General features: G+C 53.8%; 15 protein-coding genes. 14 read left to right on the top strand and 1 reads right to left on the bottom strand.

What is annotated here, in order from left to right; genetic code table 11:
• Nucleotides 1–18: 18 nt before the first annotated feature.
• From leuS to AC790_RS03120, 14 genes are all read left to right on the top strand, one after another.
• Nucleotides 19–2,601 (top strand): leucine--tRNA ligase, encoded by a 2,583-nt coding sequence (leuS, locus tag AC790_RS03185; protein WP_049850893.1) that lies wholly within the window; start codon nucleotides 19–21, stop codon nucleotides 2,599–2,601.
• 14 nt (nucleotides 2,602–2,615) lie between these two features.
• On the top strand, nucleotides 2,616–3,215 hold the full coding sequence (gene lptE / locus AC790_RS03180) for an LPS assembly lipoprotein LptE (protein WP_049850892.1): 600 nt from the start codon (nucleotides 2,616–2,618) through the stop codon (nucleotides 3,213–3,215).
• The gene (gene holA / locus AC790_RS03175; protein WP_007890694.1) at nucleotides 3,212–4,243 is read left to right on the top strand and encodes a DNA polymerase III subunit delta; all 1,032 of its coding nucleotides are present in this window, start codon (nucleotides 3,212–3,214) and stop codon (nucleotides 4,241–4,243) included. The genes lptE and holA overlap by 4 nt, the downstream gene beginning before the upstream one ends.
• A complete protein-coding gene (gene nadD / locus AC790_RS03170; RefSeq protein WP_049850891.1) occupies nucleotides 4,236–4,880 on the top strand; it encodes a nicotinate-nucleotide adenylyltransferase in 645 nt (214 codons plus the stop codon). Before holA ends, nadD begins: the two co-directional genes overlap by 8 nt.
• A gap of 91 nt (nucleotides 4,881–4,971) precedes the next feature.
• The gene (rsfS, locus tag AC790_RS03165) at nucleotides 4,972–5,289 is read left to right on the top strand and encodes a ribosome silencing factor (protein ID WP_007890696.1); all 318 of its coding nucleotides are present in this window, start codon (nucleotides 4,972–4,974) and stop codon (nucleotides 5,287–5,289) included.
• 3 nt (nucleotides 5,290–5,292) lie between these two features.
• Nucleotides 5,293–5,763 carry a 23S rRNA (pseudouridine(1915)-N(3))-methyltransferase RlmH gene (rlmH, locus tag AC790_RS03160; protein WP_007890697.1) on the top strand — a complete coding sequence of 157 codons (471 nt, stop codon included), beginning with the start codon at nucleotides 5,293–5,295 and terminating at the stop codon, nucleotides 5,761–5,763.
• A gap of 34 nt (nucleotides 5,764–5,797) precedes the next feature.
• A complete protein-coding gene (mrdA, locus tag AC790_RS03155; RefSeq protein ID WP_049850890.1) occupies nucleotides 5,798–7,702 on the top strand; it encodes a peptidoglycan DD-transpeptidase MrdA in 1,905 nt (634 codons plus the stop codon).
• Nucleotides 7,703–7,710: 8 nt separating this feature from the next.
• On the top strand, nucleotides 7,711–8,823 hold the full coding sequence (mrdB, locus tag AC790_RS03150) for a peptidoglycan glycosyltransferase MrdB (protein ID WP_049851210.1): 1,113 nt from the start codon (nucleotides 7,711–7,713) through the stop codon (nucleotides 8,821–8,823).
• 10 nt (nucleotides 8,824–8,833) lie between these two features.
• Entirely contained in the window at nucleotides 8,834–9,928 is a 1,095-nt protein-coding gene (gene rlpA, locus AC790_RS03145) for an endolytic peptidoglycan transglycosylase RlpA (RefSeq protein WP_007890700.1), read from the top strand.
• Between the two features lie 117 nt (nucleotides 9,929–10,045).
• Entirely contained in the window at nucleotides 10,046–11,257 is a 1,212-nt protein-coding gene (dacA, locus tag AC790_RS03140) for a D-alanyl-D-alanine carboxypeptidase DacA (protein ID WP_007890701.1), read from the top strand.
• Between the two features lie 96 nt (nucleotides 11,258–11,353).
• Entirely contained in the window at nucleotides 11,354–11,617 is a 264-nt protein-coding gene (ybeD, locus tag AC790_RS03135) for a DUF493 family protein YbeD (protein WP_007890702.1), read from the top strand.
• Nucleotides 11,618–11,686: 69 nt separating this feature from the next.
• A complete protein-coding gene (lipB, locus tag AC790_RS03130; protein WP_049850889.1) occupies nucleotides 11,687–12,337 on the top strand; it encodes a lipoyl(octanoyl) transferase LipB in 651 nt (216 codons plus the stop codon).
• 176 nt (nucleotides 12,338–12,513) lie between these two features.
• On the top strand, nucleotides 12,514–13,479 hold the full coding sequence (lipA, locus tag AC790_RS03125; RefSeq protein ID WP_007890704.1) for a lipoyl synthase: 966 nt from the start codon (nucleotides 12,514–12,516) through the stop codon (nucleotides 13,477–13,479).
• Between the two features lie 198 nt (nucleotides 13,480–13,677).
• Nucleotides 13,678–14,658 (top strand): hypothetical protein, encoded by a 981-nt coding sequence (locus AC790_RS03120; RefSeq protein ID WP_152929111.1) that lies wholly within the window; start codon nucleotides 13,678–13,680, stop codon nucleotides 14,656–14,658.
• A gap of 85 nt (nucleotides 14,659–14,743) precedes the next feature.
• On the opposite strand, the gene tatE is transcribed toward AC790_RS03120, so the two are convergent.
• The gene (gene tatE / locus AC790_RS03115) at nucleotides 14,744–14,947 is read right to left on the bottom strand and encodes a twin-arginine translocase subunit TatE (RefSeq protein WP_007890706.1); all 204 of its coding nucleotides are present in this window, start codon (nucleotides 14,945–14,947) and stop codon (nucleotides 14,744–14,746) included.
• Nucleotides 14,948–15,009 lie beyond the last annotated feature (62 nt).

The raw sequence follows: 15,009 nt of genomic DNA, 5'->3' as shown, positions 1-15,009 counted from the left end.
AAAGGACCACAGGCAGCCATGCAAGAGCAATACCGCCCGGAAGAGATAGAAACCCGCGTCCAACAACACTGGGACGAAAACGAAACCTTTAAAGTGACCGAGCAGGAAGGCAAAGAGAAGTATTACTGCCTGTCCATGCTGCCCTATCCTTCTGGTCGCCTACACATGGGCCACGTGCGTAACTACACCATTGGCGATGTGATTGCGCGTTACCAGCGCATGCTTGGCAAAAACGTGTTGCAACCCATCGGTTGGGATGCATTTGGTCTGCCGGCGGAAGGCGCCGCGGTGAAAAATAACACTGCCCCTGCACCGTGGACTTACGACAACATCGCCTATATGAAGAATCAGCTGAAACTGCTGGGCTTTGGCTACGACTGGAGCCGTGAACTGGCGACCTGCCAGCCAGAATACTACCGCTGGGAGCAGTGGTTCTTCACTAAGCTGTATGAAAAAGGCATGGTCTATAAGAAGACCTCTGCGGTGAACTGGTGCCCGAACGATCAGACGGTGCTGGCCAACGAGCAGGTTATTGATGGCTGCTGCTGGCGTTGCGACACCAAAGTTGAGCGCAAAGAGATCCCGCAGTGGTTTGTGAAAATCACCGCTTATGCGGAAGAGCTGCTCAACGATCTTGATACGCTTGAAGATTGGCCGGAACAGGTCAAAACCATGCAGCGTAACTGGATTGGCCGTTCAGAAGGCGTGGAGATCACCTTTGATGTGGTTAATAGCGCTGAGAAGCTGACCGTTTACACCACGCGTCCAGACACCTTCATGGGTGCAACTTATTTGGCTGTTGCCGCAGGTCACCCGCTGGCACAGCAAGCTGCCGCCACGAATCCCGCTTTGGCTGAATTCATTGATGAATGCCGTACCACCAAAGTCGCCGAAGCAGACATGGCAACGATGGAGAAGAAAGGCGTGGCCACCGGCCTGTCTGCAATCCATCCGTTGACCGGTGAAGAGATCCCGGTGTGGGTCGCTAACTTCGTGCTGATGGAATACGGCACCGGTGCGGTAATGGCCGTTCCAGGGCACGATCAGCGTGACTGGGAGTTCGCCACCAAATACAACCTGAACATTAAGCCTGTCGTGCTGAACCTCGACGGTTCCGAGCCGGATCTGAGTGCCGCAGCGATGACCGAGAAAGGCTCGCTGTTCAACTCTGGCGAGTACAACGGTTTGGATCATCAGGCGGGCTTTAATGCTATCGCCGACGCGCTGGCTGCCAAAGGCGTCGGTGTGCGTAAAGTTAATTACCGTCTGCGCGACTGGGGCGTTTCCCGTCAGCGTTACTGGGGCGCACCGATTCCAATGGTGACGCTGGAAGATGGCACCGTCATGCCTACGCCAGAAGATCAGCTGCCGGTTATCCTCCCTGAAGACGTTGTCATGGATGGTATTACCAGCCCAATCAAAGCCGATCCTGAGTGGGCCAAAACTACCGTAAACGGCCAGCCAGCGCTGCGTGAAACCGACACTTTTGACACCTTCATGGAGTCATCGTGGTATTACGCACGCTACACCTGCACCAATTACAACGAAGGCATGCTGGATCCGGCGGCAGCGAACTACTGGCTGCCGGTCGATCAGTATGTTGGCGGTATCGAACACGCCATCATGCATCTGCTGTACTTCCGCTTCTATCACAAGCTGCTGCGTGATGCGGGCCTGGTGAACTCGAATGAGCCGGCTAAACGCCTGCTGTGTCAGGGCATGGTTCTGGCCGATGCGTTCTACTATATCGGCGTGAACGGCGAGCGTAACTGGGTGTCTCCGGTAGACGTGACCGTTGAGCGTGATGAAAAAGGCCGCATTGTTAAAGCCACCGATACTGAAGGCCGTGAAGTGGTATACGCAGGCATGAGCAAAATGTCGAAGTCGAAAAATAACGGCATCGATCCACAGCTGATGGTTGAACGCTACGGTGCGGATACTGTACGCCTGTTCATGATGTTTGCCTCCCCGGCGGAGATGACGCTGGAGTGGCAGGAATCGGGCGTTGAAGGCGCCAACCGCTTCCTGAAGCGCGTGTGGAAGCTGGCTTACGAACATGTTGCCAAAGGCGCGACCGTTGCCCTGGACGTAAATGGCCTGAATGACGATCAGAAAGCGCTGCGTCGCGATCTGCACAAAACTATCGCCAAAGTGGCCGATGATGTGGGTCGTCGTCAGACGTTTAACACCGCTATCGCGGCTATCATGGAGCTGATGAACAAGCTGATCCGTGCGCCACAGGAAAGCGAACAAGATCGTGCACTGCTGCAGGAAGCACTGGTGGCGGTGACTCGTCTGCTTTATCCGTTTACCCCGCACGCCAGCTACGTGCTGTGGCAGGCGCTGGGCGGCGAAGGCAGCATTGACGAAGCGAGCTGGCCGGTTGCCGATGAAGCCGCTATGGTGGAAGACTCGCTGCTGGTAGTGGTTCAGGTCAATGGCAAAGTGCGCGGCAGGATTACCGTTGCGCCGGATGCAACGCAGGAGCAGGTGCAGGCGCGTGCTGCACAGGAGCATTTGGTGGCAAAATATCTGGAAGGCGTCACCATTCGTAAAGTGATTTATGTCCCTGGCAAACTGCTTAACCTGGTTGTGGGTTAAGTTCAGGAGGAACTGTGCGACAACTGATTATCAGGCTGTTTGTCCTGCTTGCGGTAATGATTACCGCAGGCTGTGGTTTTCACCCGCGCGGCACCACGGCGGTGCCGAGTGAAATGAAAACGCTCATCGTCCAGACCGGCGATCCCTATGGTCCACTGGCGCGCGCCGTGCGCCAGCAGCTGCGTATCAACAATGTGAATATTGTTGAAGACAGTGATGAGGCTAGTGCTAAGTATCCAACGCTACGTCTTGGTTCAGCAAGGCAAGGACGAGATACTGCATCGGTGTTTATTAGCGGTACCACCGCGGAATATTCTCTGGTGATGACGGTGACGGCGCAGGTTCTGCTGCCGGGTAAAGGCATCTACCCGATCAGCACTACCGTGTATCGCTCTTTCTTCGACAACCCGAACGCCGCACTGGCGAAGGATGCCGAGCAAGATATGATTGTGCAAGAGATGCGTCAGCGTGCCGCCGAACAGTTAGTACGTAAACTGCTGACTGTGCATGCCGCACAGATAAATAACAAACAAACGTTGCCGGAGCCTGACGTGATTTTGCCGGGAGAAAACTCACCGGAAGTGTCATCTTCGTCAGCTACCAGTCTGCAATGATCAGGATTTATCCTGAACAACTGAGCGCGCAGCTTCGTGAAGGGCTGCGCGCCTGTTATTTTCTTACCGGCAACGAACCGCTGCTGATACAGGAAAGCGCGGATGCAATTCGTGTCACTGCAACAGCGCAAGGATTTGAAGAGCATTTCAGCGTCACTCTTGATGCACAAACTGACTGGGATGCGATCTTCGTCAGTTGCCAATCGCTTAGCCTGTTTACCCAACGCCAAACGCTAACCCTGCAGCTGCCGGAAAACGGCCCTAACGCCGCCATCGCCGAGCAGTTGGTGAAGCTGGCGACGTTGTTGCACAGCGATATTTTGCTGGTGTTGCGGATGGCTAAGTTAACCAAAGCGCAGGAGAACAGCGCCTGGTTCAAAGCCCTGAGTGCGCATGCCGTGCTGGTGCCATGCCAAACGCCTGAGCAAGCACAGCTGCCGCGTTGGGTTGCCAGCCGTGCTAAAACGATGAAGCTCAGCGTCGATGACGCCGCAATCCAACTGCTCTGCTACTGCTACGAAGGCAACCTGCTGGCATTGGCTCAAGCGCTGGAACGTTTATCGCTACTGTGGCCAGATGGCAAATTGACCTTGCCGCGCGTGGAAGCCGCCGTTAACGATGCCGCGCACTTTACCCCGTTTCACTGGGTTGATGCGCTGCTGGCAGGGAAAAGTAAACGTGCCCTGCATATTCTGCATCAGCTGGAGAAAGAGGACAGCGAAGTCGTTATTCTGCTGCGTACGCTACAGCGCGATTTGCTGACCTTATTGCACCTGCAGCGTAATCAGGCGAAACAAGCACTGCGTACGTTGATGGATCAGCAACGAATCTGGCAAAACCGCCGCGCACTGTTTACCGAAGCACTACAGCGTCTTGATGCACGTCGTTTGCAGCGTGCGGTGCAGCTGCTGGCAGAGCTGGAGCTCAGCATGAAGCAGGATTACGGGCAAAATCTATGGCCACAGCTGGAAACGCTGTCGCTGCTGCTGTGCCACCGCGATTTCCCCTTGAGCTTTACCGATGTCTAAACTCTATGCCCTGTTTGGCGGCACCTTCGATCCGATTCATTATGGTCATCTGCGCCCGGTAGAAGCTCTGGCACAGCAGGTCGGTTTGAAGAAGGTGACGCTTTTACCGAACAATGTGCCGCCGCATCGTCCGCAGCCTGAGGCCAGTGCGCAGCAGCGTGTTGAGATGTTGCGCTGTGCTATCGCTGACCGCCCCTTGTTTGATATCGATACACGCGAGCTGGAGCGTGAAACGCCCTCATGGACCGTCGCCACGCTGGAAGCACTGCGTGCCGAACGCGGCGCAAAACAGCCCCTGGGGTTTATCATTGGTCAGGATTCTCTGCTAACGTTAGGCAAATGGCATCGCTGGCAGGAGTTGCTGTCGCTGTGTCATTTACTGGTTTGCCAACGTCCGGCTTACGCCACGCAGATGGACACGCCACAAATGCAGCAGTGGCTTGATGATCATCTTGCCGATGATGCGCAGCAGCTGCATCACTCACCCGCAGGAAAGATTTGGCTGGCTGATACGCCGCTCCTTAACATCTCAGCGACTGAGATTCGTCAACGTCGCCATGCGGGCGCTTCCTGCGCGGATTTACTGCCTGAGGCGGTCATCGGCTATATCAATAGCGTTGGCTTATATCGCAGCTAAAGGTGGCATGCTATACTGCGCCGCTTCATTTTCGGCTACCTTTCTCGAATCGCTAGCCCGTCCGTAATCACCTGTTTTTAAGGGGAACCTTTTGCAAGGTAAAGCACTCCAAGAGTTCGTTATTGATAAGATTGATGATCTCAAAGGCCAGAACATTATTGCTATCGATGTTCAGGGCAAATCCAGCATCACCGATTGCATGATTATTTGCACCGGTACTTCAACGCGTCACGTCGCCTCAATCGCCGATCACGTGGTGCAGGAATCACGCGCTGCGGGTCTTAAGCCGCTCGGTGTTGACAGTAAAACTGCCTCTGATTGGGTGGTGGTTGACCTCGGTGACGTGATTGTACACGTGATGGAAGCAGAGAGCCGCCAGCTGTACGAGCTGGAAAAACTCTGGAGCTAAGCCTTGAAACTGCAGCTTGTGGCCGTCGGCACCAAAATGCCCGACTGGGTTCAGACCGGTTTCATGGAATATCTGCGCCGCTTCCCAAAGGATATGCCGTTTGAACTGACCGAAGTGACTGCCGGTAAACGCGGTAAGAACGCTGACATCAAACGCATTCTGGAAAAAGAAGGTGAAGCGATGCTGGCCGCGGTGGGCAAAGGCAATCGCATTGTTACGCTGGATATTCCAGGACAGCCGTGGGAAACCCCACAGCTGGCGCAGCAGCTGGAACGCTGGAAGCAGGATGGCCGAGATGTCAGTCTGTTGATCGGTGGTCCGGAAGGACTGGCGCCGGCATGTAAAGCGGCTGCCGAGCAAAGCTGGTCACTGTCAGCATTAACGTTGCCACATCCGCTGGTGCGTGTGCTGGTAGCGGAAAGCCTGTATCGTGCCTGGAGCATCACCACGAATCATCCTTATCATCGTGAATAAACGCCTGACAACCCCCAGACAATAGATGTAGCGGATGAAATTACAGAGCAACGCCTTTCGCGATTACACTGCCGAACAGAAACTCTTTGTCCGCCGAGCGTTGGTGGCGTTTTTTGGCATTCTGCTGCTCTCCAGCGTGCTGGTTGTCAATATGTACCACCTGCAAATCCTGCGTTTTGATGATTACAGCACCCGATCGAATGAAAACCGTATCAAGCTGGTGCCTGTGGCGCCGAGCCGCGGCATTATCTTCGATCGCAACGGCGTGCCGCTGGCGCTGAACCGCACCATCTATCAGGCTGAGCTAATGCCGGAAAAGGTCGAAGATCTTAAGCAGACGTTACAGAACCTGCGCCCGGTATTAGATCTGACCGACGACGATATCGATGCCTTCGAAAAAGAGCGCAAACGTTCGCGACGCTTCACCTCTATTCCGGTAAAAATTGGTTTGAATGAGGTACAGGTGGCGCGTTTCGCGGTCAATCAGTACCGTTTTCCCGGCGTAGAAGTGAAAGGCTATCAGCGCCGCTACTATCCTTACGGGCAAACGCTAACGCACGTCGTTGGCTACGTATCGAAAATTAACGATCGCGACGTCACGCGCCTCGATCAGGAAAGAAAATGGCCAAACTACGCTGCAACGCATGATATCGGCAAGTTGGGCATTGAAAACTATTACGAAGATGTACTGCACGGCAAAACCGGTTATGAAGAGGTTGAGGTTAATAACCGCGGCCGTGTGATACGTCAGTTGCATGAGCAGTCACCGCAGGCCGGCCGAGATATCTACCTGACGGTTGATCTCAAACTACAGCAGTATATCGAAACCTTACTGACCGGCAGCCGCGCGGCGGTCGTGGTCAGCGATCCGCGTACCGGTGAAATTCTCGCCCTGGTTTCGACTCCCAGCTACGACCCGAACCTGTTCGTCGACGGGATCACCAGCAAAGATTACAAAGCGCTGTTAAGCGACGAAAACCGTCCCCTGTATAACCGCGCGCTGCAAGCCTCCTATCCGCCCGCTTCCACCGTTAAACCTTACGTTGCGGTATCTGCTTTAAGCGCTGGCGTAATCAACCGCAATACCAGCCTATTCGATCCCGGCTGGTGGCAACTGCCAGGTTCAGAAAAGCGCTACCGTGACTGGAAAAAATGGGGCCACGGCCGCCTGAACGTCACGAAATCACTGGAAGAATCAGCGGATACGTTCTTTTACCAAGTCGCTTACGACATGGGCATCGATCGTCTGTCAGAATGGATGACCAAGTTCGGCTATGGGCACCGCACCGGTATCGACCTGCCGCAAGAGAGCGCGGGCAACATGCCAACGCGTGAATGGAAACTGAAGCGCTTTAAGAAACCGTGGTATCAGGGTGACACCATTCCCGTAGGGATTGGCCAGGGTTACTGGACCGCGACGCCGATACAAATGAACAAAGCGATGATGATTCTGATTAACGATGGCGTGATTAAAGTGCCGCATCTGCTGCGCGCGACCCGTGAAGGTCAGACCATGGTGCCGTATCGCCAGGTACCTGATGCGCCGATTGGCGACATTCATTCCGGCTACTGGGAAATTGCCAAAGATGGCATGTATGGCGTGGCCAACCGCGCCAACGGTACCGCGCATAAAAGCTTTGCCGATGCGCCCTACAAAATCGCGGCAAAATCGGGTACTGCGCAGGTCTTCGGCCTTAAAGAGAATGAGACCTATAACGCGCACAAGATTGCTGAGCGTCTGCGCGACCATAAATTAATGACCGCTTACGCCCCGTACGATAAGCCGCGCGTAGCAGTCACCATGATTCTGGAAAATGGCGGTGCGGGTCCGGCAGTGGGCACCGTGATGCGCCAGATTCTCGACCACATTATGTTAGGCGACAATAATACCGTGCTGCCAGAAGCGGCGCCGACGCCGCCCGGCTACGAAGGTGAATAAAGATGTCCATGAACGATAATCCGCAGAAAAGATCGATCTGGACGCGCATCCATATCGACCCGCTATTTATGCTGATCATTCTCAGCCTGCTGACGTACAGCGCTATCGTTATCTGGAGCGCCAGCGGACAGGATCCGGGCATGACCGAACGTAAATTCGGCCAGATTGCCATGGGCATTGTCATTATGCTGGTGCTGGCGCAGGTGCCGCCGCGCGTTTATGAAAGTTGGGCGCCCTACCTCTACATTGTCTGCGTGATATTGCTGATTGCGGTGGATGCCTTTGGCCATATCAGTAAAGGGGCGCAGCGCTGGCTCGACCTCGGCTTCGTGCGTTTTCAGCCCTCGGAAATCGCTAAGATTGCCGTGCCGCTGATGGTGGCGCGCTTTATCAACCGCGATGTTTGTCCGCCGACGCTAAAAAATACCGGTATCGCGTTAGTGCTGATTTTCATGCCCACGCTGTTAGTGGCGGCGCAGCCTGACCTGGGTACTTCTATTTTGATCGCCGCTTCAGGCCTGTTTGTGCTGTTCTTATCCGGCATGAGCTGGAAACTGATTGGCATTGCGGTGCTGCTGGTGGCGGCCTTTATCCCGATTCTGTGGTTCTTCCTGATGCACGATTATCAGCGCGACCGCGTCATGATGCTGCTGGACCCGGAAAGCGATCCGCTCGGTGCCGGATATCACATCATTCAATCAAAAATTGCCATCGGCTCAGGGGGCTTGCGCGGTAAGGGTTGGCTGCACGGCACCCAATCGCAGCTGGAGTTTTTGCCTGAACGTCACACCGACTTTATCTTTGCCGTACTGGCGGAAGAGCTCGGCCTGGTTGGCGTGTTGTTATTGCTGGTACTCTATTTGCTGCTGATCATGCGCGGCTTGGTCATCGCCGCGCGCGCGCAAACCACCTTTGGCCGCGTGATGGCCGGCGGTTTGATGCTGATTTTATTCGTTTATGTTTTCGTTAACATTGGCATGGTAAGTGGTATCTTACCGGTGGTTGGCGTACCGCTGCCGCTGGTCAGTTACGGCGGATCGGCATTGATTGTGTTAATGGCTGGATTTGGCATCGTGATGTCGATCCATACTCATCGAAAAATGTTATCTAAAAGCGTTTAAGAGGCTGCACATGCGTAAGGACTGGCTTGGGGTTGCACTGGCATCATTGGTACTGGCTGCCTGTTCCACACCGGAACCGCAAAATAATACTGCGCCCCCGCAACCGGCCTACAACGGCCCGGTAGTGGAAATTCCTGGCGTGGAACCGCGTTATGAACCGATCAATCCCTCTACCAGCCAGGATTACAGCGTCAACGGTAAAAATTACCGCGTGATTAAAGATCCGTCGAACTACAGCGAAGTCGGCTTAGCAACCTGGTATGGCGATGAAGCGCAAGGTAACCGTACCGCTATCGGAGAAACCTACGATCCCGAAGCCATGACGGCTGCGCACCCTACTTTGCCGCTGCCAAGCTATGTGCGCGTCACTAACCTCGCTAATGGCCGCCAAATTGTGGTGCGTGTCAACGATCGCGGTCCTTACACGCCGGGCCGCATTATTGATCTGTCGCGCGCAGCGGGCGACCGCCTGAATATCTCCAACAATACCCGCGTACGAGTGGATTACATTAAAGTCGCGCCGGATGGTTCCGTTTCGGGTCCTGGCTCCATCGGTACTACCGTCGCTAAGCAGAGCTACGCCTTGCCCGCGCGTCCAGACCTCGGCGGTGGCATGGTGATGATGGGCGGTAGCGCCAATACTACGCCAGCGCCTGCCCCGCAAGATGTTCGCGCCGTTGATAACAGCACGTTGCAGAATAATGGCGACATGGGTGCGCCAGTCCAGAGCAGTGGTTTTCTCGGTGCGCCGCAGCCGTTAGCAAATGGCGTGCTGGAAGGCAACGAGCCTGCAGCGTCGCCAGCATCGACAACGCCTGTCGCCCCAACCGCGAGCGCCGCGCCGGCTACCCGCCAGAATGCTCATGCGGGCAGCGGTTATGTGGTGCAGGTGGGTGCGATTAACGATCCGGTACGCGCACGTCAACTGGCGGAAAGCCTTGGTAAGCGCTTTGGCGTGCCGGGTGCGGTTGAAGCGAACGGCAATGTCTACCGCATTCAGCTAGGTGGGTTTAACAGCCGCGCTGAAGCGGCGGCACTGCAGCAGCGCTTGAACACCGAAGCGCAAATGAGTTCATTTATCACCACTGCCCGCCCGTCAATGTAACGGTCAGTGACATTTCCTGCTGAAACTGATTTGCAAAGCAAGATGTCGCCCGATCGGGCGTTTGCTATAGTTAGGCACTTTTTTCACTCTAAACCCACGGATGTTGTAGTCCTGAACATGAATACGCTGAAACCTTCTCGTTTTCTGAAACGCCTGACAGTGGGATCACTGATCGCCCTTTCTCTCAGCCATGTCGCTTTTGCGGACGATGTTAATCTTAAGACTATGATTCCGGGCGTACCGGACATTGATGCTGAAGCTTATGTGCTGATCGACTATAACTCCGGTAAAGTGCTGGCCGAAAAGAACGCCGATGCGCGTCGCGATCCGGCAAGTCTGACCAAAATGATGACCAGTTACGTGATTGGTCAGGCGGTCAAGGCCGGCAAAATCCATAACGATGATATCGTTACCGTCGGCAAAGATGCCTGGGCAACCGGTAATCCCGTATTTAAAGGTTCATCACTGATGTTCCTGAAGCCAGGCGATCGTGTACCGGTTTCACAGCTGACGCGCGGAATCGTGCTGCAATCGGGCAATGATGCCTGCGTTGCCATGGCTGACTATGTTGCGGGTAGCCAGGACGCGTTCGTTAACCTGATGAACAACTACGTTGGCGCGCTGGGCCTGAAAAATACCCACTTCCAAACCGTGCACGGTTTAGATGCTGAAGGCCAATATAGCTCCCCGCGCGATATGGCGTTGATTGGCCAGGCGCTGATCCGTGATGTGCCGGATGAGTACGCGGTTTACCGCGAAAAAGACTTCACCTTCAACAATATCCGCCAGACCAACCGTAACGGTTTACTGTGGGATACCAGCCTGAACGTCGACGGCATTAAAACCGGTCACACGGATGCAGCAGGCTACAACCTGGTGGCTTCTGCGACTGAAGGTCAGATGCGTTTGATCTCAGCGGTAATGGGTGGACGTACCTATAAAGGCCGCGAAACCGAGAGTAAAAAGCTGCTGACGTGGGGCTTCCGCTTCTTTGAAACCGTAGCGCCACTGAAAGCGGGTAAAGAGTTTGCCTCTGAGCCGGTGTGGTTCGGTAACAGCGATCGCGTGCAGCTGGGCGTGGAGAAAGATGCCTATCTGACCATCCCACGTGGCCGCATGAAAGATCTGAAAGCCAGCTATGTGCTGAACAACACTGAACTGCACGCGCCGCTGCAGAAAAACCAGGTAGTTGGCAGCATCAACTTCCAGCTTGATGGCAAAACGGTTGAACAGCGTCCGCTGGTGGTGCTGAACGAAGTACAGGAAGGCGGTTTCTTCGGTCGCATTATTGATTACATCAAACTGATGTTCCACCACTGGTTCGGCTAAGGCGCGCTTGAAAAAACGCCAATTTGCCCCCAAATAAGCTACTATCTTTGCTCCCGCCTCGGCGGGAGCCTGTTTTTTAAGCACCGGAGTCAATGTATGAAAACCAAATTGAATGAACTGCTCGAATTCCCTACACCTTTTACTTACAAAGTGATGGGTTTGGCGCAACCGGAGCTGGTTGATCAAGTGGTTGAAGTGGTGCAGCGCCACGCGCCAGGCGACTACAAGCCAGATATTAAGCCAAGCAGCAAAGGCAACTATCACTCAGTTTCAATTACCATCATCGCGACGCATATTGAGCAAGTTGAAACGCTCTATGAAGAGTTAGGCAACATCGAAATCGTACGTATGGTGCTGTAATTCTGGCGCTGGCAAAGTCCGCTTTGCCAGCGTTATACTCTGCGTTCCACTCTTTACCGGATCTTCGCTTTGTCAGCTAATACGCTTCTTGTTCGTCAACTCGGCCAGCGCGATTGGCAACCCATCTCCGATGCGATGCATCAATTCACCGATCAGCGTGACAGCCACTCTGCCGATGAAATTTGGTTGGTTGAACACCATCCGGTGTTTACTCAAGGTCAGGCAGGCAAAGCCGAGCATTTGCTGATGCCGGGCGATATTCCGGTAGTGCAAAGCGATCGTGGCGGCCAGGTGACATATCATGGCCCAGGCCAACAAGTAATGTATGTGCTGATCGACGTTAAGCGCCGCAAAATGGGCGTACGTGAGCTGGTAACCGCCTTAGAAGAGACGGTGATTGCCACGCTGGCCGATTACGACATCAGCGCCCGAGCACGTCCTGATGCGCCAGGCGTTTATGTTGGTGATGAGAAGATTTGCTCGCTGGGGCTGCGCATCCGTAAAGGCTGTTCGTTTCACGGTCTGGCGCTTAATGTGTCGATGGATTTAGCCCCTTTTCTGCGTATCAATCCCTGCGGTTATGCCGGGATGCAGATGACGCAGTTAAGCCAGTTTCAGCCGGGCGTTACCCCCGCAGATGTACAACCACGTCTGGTACAACATTTCGCGCGCATGACCGGATTTACCCAACTGGCATGGCAAAATGATGCCGCCGTCTGACCTTGTCTGTACGTGCGTATTTACAAAATTGTAACTTTTGCCTCGGCTTATCGGCTGCTTATGGGCAGATGAGATGATATAATTTTTGCCATATTTTCAAAAAAAGTTGAAAGCCTGGTTCTCAGTTTGAGTGAGGAAGCTTTCAAATCGCAATCCCGACCGGAACCTGCAGATTTATGAGTAAACCAATTCAGATGGAACGTGGCGTCAAATATCGCGATGCCGACAAGATGGCGCTAATCCCGGTGAAAACCGTGGTGGTAGAGCGTGAACAAATTCTGCGTAAGCCGGAATGGATGAAGATCAAACTGCCTGCGGATTCAAGCCGCATTCAGGGCATCAAAGCCGCGATGCGTAAAAATGGTCTGCACTCGGTGTGCGAAGAAGCCTCCTGCCCTAACCTCGCGGAATGTTTCAACCACGGCACGGCAACCTTTATGATCCTCGGTGCAATCTGTACTCGTCGCTGCCCATTCTGCGATGTGGCACACGGTCGTCCGAACATGCCCGATGCTAACGAGCCGCTGAAGCTGGCGCAAACCATCGCCGATATGGCGTTGCGTTATGTGGTCATCACCTCAGTGGATCGTGACGATCTGCGTGACGGCGGCGCTCAGCACTTTGCCGATTGTATTAGCGCGATTCGCGAAAAAAGCCCAACGATCAAAATTGAAACGCTGGTGCCAGACTTCCGTGGTCGTATGGATCGTGCGCTGGAAATCCTCAATGCCACGCCGCCGGATGTGTTTAACCACAACCTGGAGAACGTGCCGCGCGTTTACCGTCAGGTGCGTCCGGGCGCGAACTACGATTGGTCACTGAAACTGCTGGAGCGTTTTAAAGAAGCGCATCCGGAAATACCCACCAAATCGGGTTTGATGGTTGGCCTGGGTGAAACCAATGCCGAAATCATTGAAGTGATGCGCGATCTGCGTCGTCATGGCGTCACCATGCTGACGCTGGGCCAATATCTGCAGCCGAGTCGTCACCACTTGCCCGTACAGCGCTACGTAAGCCCGGCAGAGTTTGATGAAATGAAAGAAGAAGCGATGGCGATGGGCTTCACCCATGCAGCCTGCGGCCCGTTCGTGCGCTCTTCTTATCATGCCGACATGCAGGCTAAAGGTATGGAAGTTAAGTAATTTCCTTTCACGATTGCGCCCTGCCTGGGCGCAATCGCTAAAAATCGCCGCCACGCTATTAATCCTCGTCTTAACTCTGTCGCTTTAACCGCTGAGGCCATAAGAGCCTATTCTTTTTCTCAGTGTGATTTTTTTGAAGGTCAGATAATGCAAACATCCTTTCATACAGAGGGGCTCGATTTTTCCCGAGCACCGGATGTGTCAGGTCCACCCTCAGATGTGCGGCGTTACAGCGCATCAGGTGAGAGCCTGGAAGCGCTAAAAGCGCGAACTACGCCGATAGACAACACTAATCCCTATACTTCTTCTCACGCCTCTTGTGCCAATGCGTTTATCGCCACCGCTATCAGCATTGAACATCGCTACGATGAGATGCAGCTGCCATTGAGGGTTAAAACAGCCGATGCCGCTCCTGCCGAAACATTTCATCAGACGGCAGCAATGGTGGCAGAAATGACCCATCCTGACGTTCTGCCCGCTACGCTGGCGTTGTTACCTTATGAGGCTGACTATCGCTGGAACGATAATCCAGAGGAAGGCGAGTTTAGCCTCCCTCTGCTGACGCTTTCGCCGCTGTATGTCAACCCGCCGATTGTCAGCGTAGAAGCCATCGATCTGATTGAGCCCAGCGTGCGTGAGCCTGAACAGCAGCCGAGAGCTGACGCAACGACTAGCGAGGTAAGTGAAGTCATCCTGAATAGCGAGTATCAGCAACAGGACGATGAGATCACATTCAGCGGTGTCGCGCCTGCTGGCACGTTACTCAACTTCTATATCGATGATGTGCTGGTAGGCAGCACGGAGATCGATAACGAAGGCCAGTGGCAATTTGCCGTGCCGGCCGAACTTCCTGCCGCTCAGCATATCTTCAGTGCGGTACCCATTGGTCCGCAAGGCATCCCTGGTGACAAAATCGATGTGCCGTTTGTCATTCGCTCAAAAATCGGGGCAATTCTCATGCCGATCGATGAGAGTGAGCTGGAGATGATTGATAACGCCTTAATCGAGTTGGTGACACAACTAGATGAAATGCCGGTGACCTTAGCGCCGCTGGTATTAACTGAAGGGTTGCTCGACAACTGGCAAATGCAGAATGGATTAGATCTGTTTGAACCGTTGCATCATGCGGATATCTTCGATTTAGATGCATTGGGGAATGCCAGCGTCATCTGGCATTAAGCCGCAAAAACAAAAACCAGACTGATAGCAGTCTGGTTTTTTTAACGTAATAAATATTTACATTTATTGACGTTCGGCGCAGAGATTACTCTTTGTGACTGACGCGTTCAGCAGGCACTTCTTCAACGCTGCTTTTAGGTGCGCCGGATTCATCATCTTTCATGGCTTTCTTGAAGCCTTTGATTGCGGAACCCAGATCGCCACCCAGTGAACGTAACTTATTGGTGCCAAAAAGCAGTACGATGAGAGCACCGATGATCAGCAGTTTGGCAATACTGATACCTTCCATAATTTACCTTTCAACCATTGTGAAAAACGGACCCGACTATTAACGCGCAGTTTATAGCCGGC

It is taken from the genome of Pantoea sp. RIT-PI-b (genome assembly GCF_001187905.1).
GTDB classification, from domain to species: Bacteria; Pseudomonadota; Gammaproteobacteria; order Enterobacterales; family Enterobacteriaceae; genus Pantoea; species Pantoea nemavictus.
The sequence above is the reverse complement of the archived record's forward strand: the minus strand, read 5'-3'. Positions and strand labels throughout refer to the sequence as shown.

What these genes read in the sequence shown, in the direction of transcription:
- leuS (WP_049850893.1), top strand. Translation starts at nt 19, where the DNA reads ATGCAAGAGCAATACCGCCCGGAAGAGATAGAAACCCGCGTCCAACAA.
- tatE (WP_007890706.1), bottom strand. Translation starts at nt 14,947, where the DNA reads ATGGAAGGTATCAGTATTGCCAAACTGCTGATCATCGGTGCTCTCATC.
- nadD (WP_049850891.1), top strand. Translation starts at nt 4,236, where the DNA reads ATGTCTAAACTCTATGCCCTGTTTGGCGGCACCTTCGATCCGATTCAT.
- holA (WP_007890694.1), top strand. Translation starts at nt 3,212, where the DNA reads ATGATCAGGATTTATCCTGAACAACTGAGCGCGCAGCTTCGTGAAGGG.
- lipA (WP_007890704.1), top strand. Translation starts at nt 12,514, where the DNA reads ATGAGTAAACCAATTCAGATGGAACGTGGCGTCAAATATCGCGATGCC.
- rlpA (WP_007890700.1), top strand. Translation starts at nt 8,834, where the DNA reads ATGCGTAAGGACTGGCTTGGGGTTGCACTGGCATCATTGGTACTGGCT.
- dacA (WP_007890701.1), top strand. Translation starts at nt 10,046, where the DNA reads ATGAATACGCTGAAACCTTCTCGTTTTCTGAAACGCCTGACAGTGGGA.
- ybeD (WP_007890702.1), top strand. Translation starts at nt 11,354, where the DNA reads ATGAAAACCAAATTGAATGAACTGCTCGAATTCCCTACACCTTTTACT.
- mrdA (WP_049850890.1), top strand. Translation starts at nt 5,798, where the DNA reads ATGAAATTACAGAGCAACGCCTTTCGCGATTACACTGCCGAACAGAAA.
- mrdB (WP_049851210.1), top strand. Translation starts at nt 7,711, where the DNA reads ATGAACGATAATCCGCAGAAAAGATCGATCTGGACGCGCATCCATATC.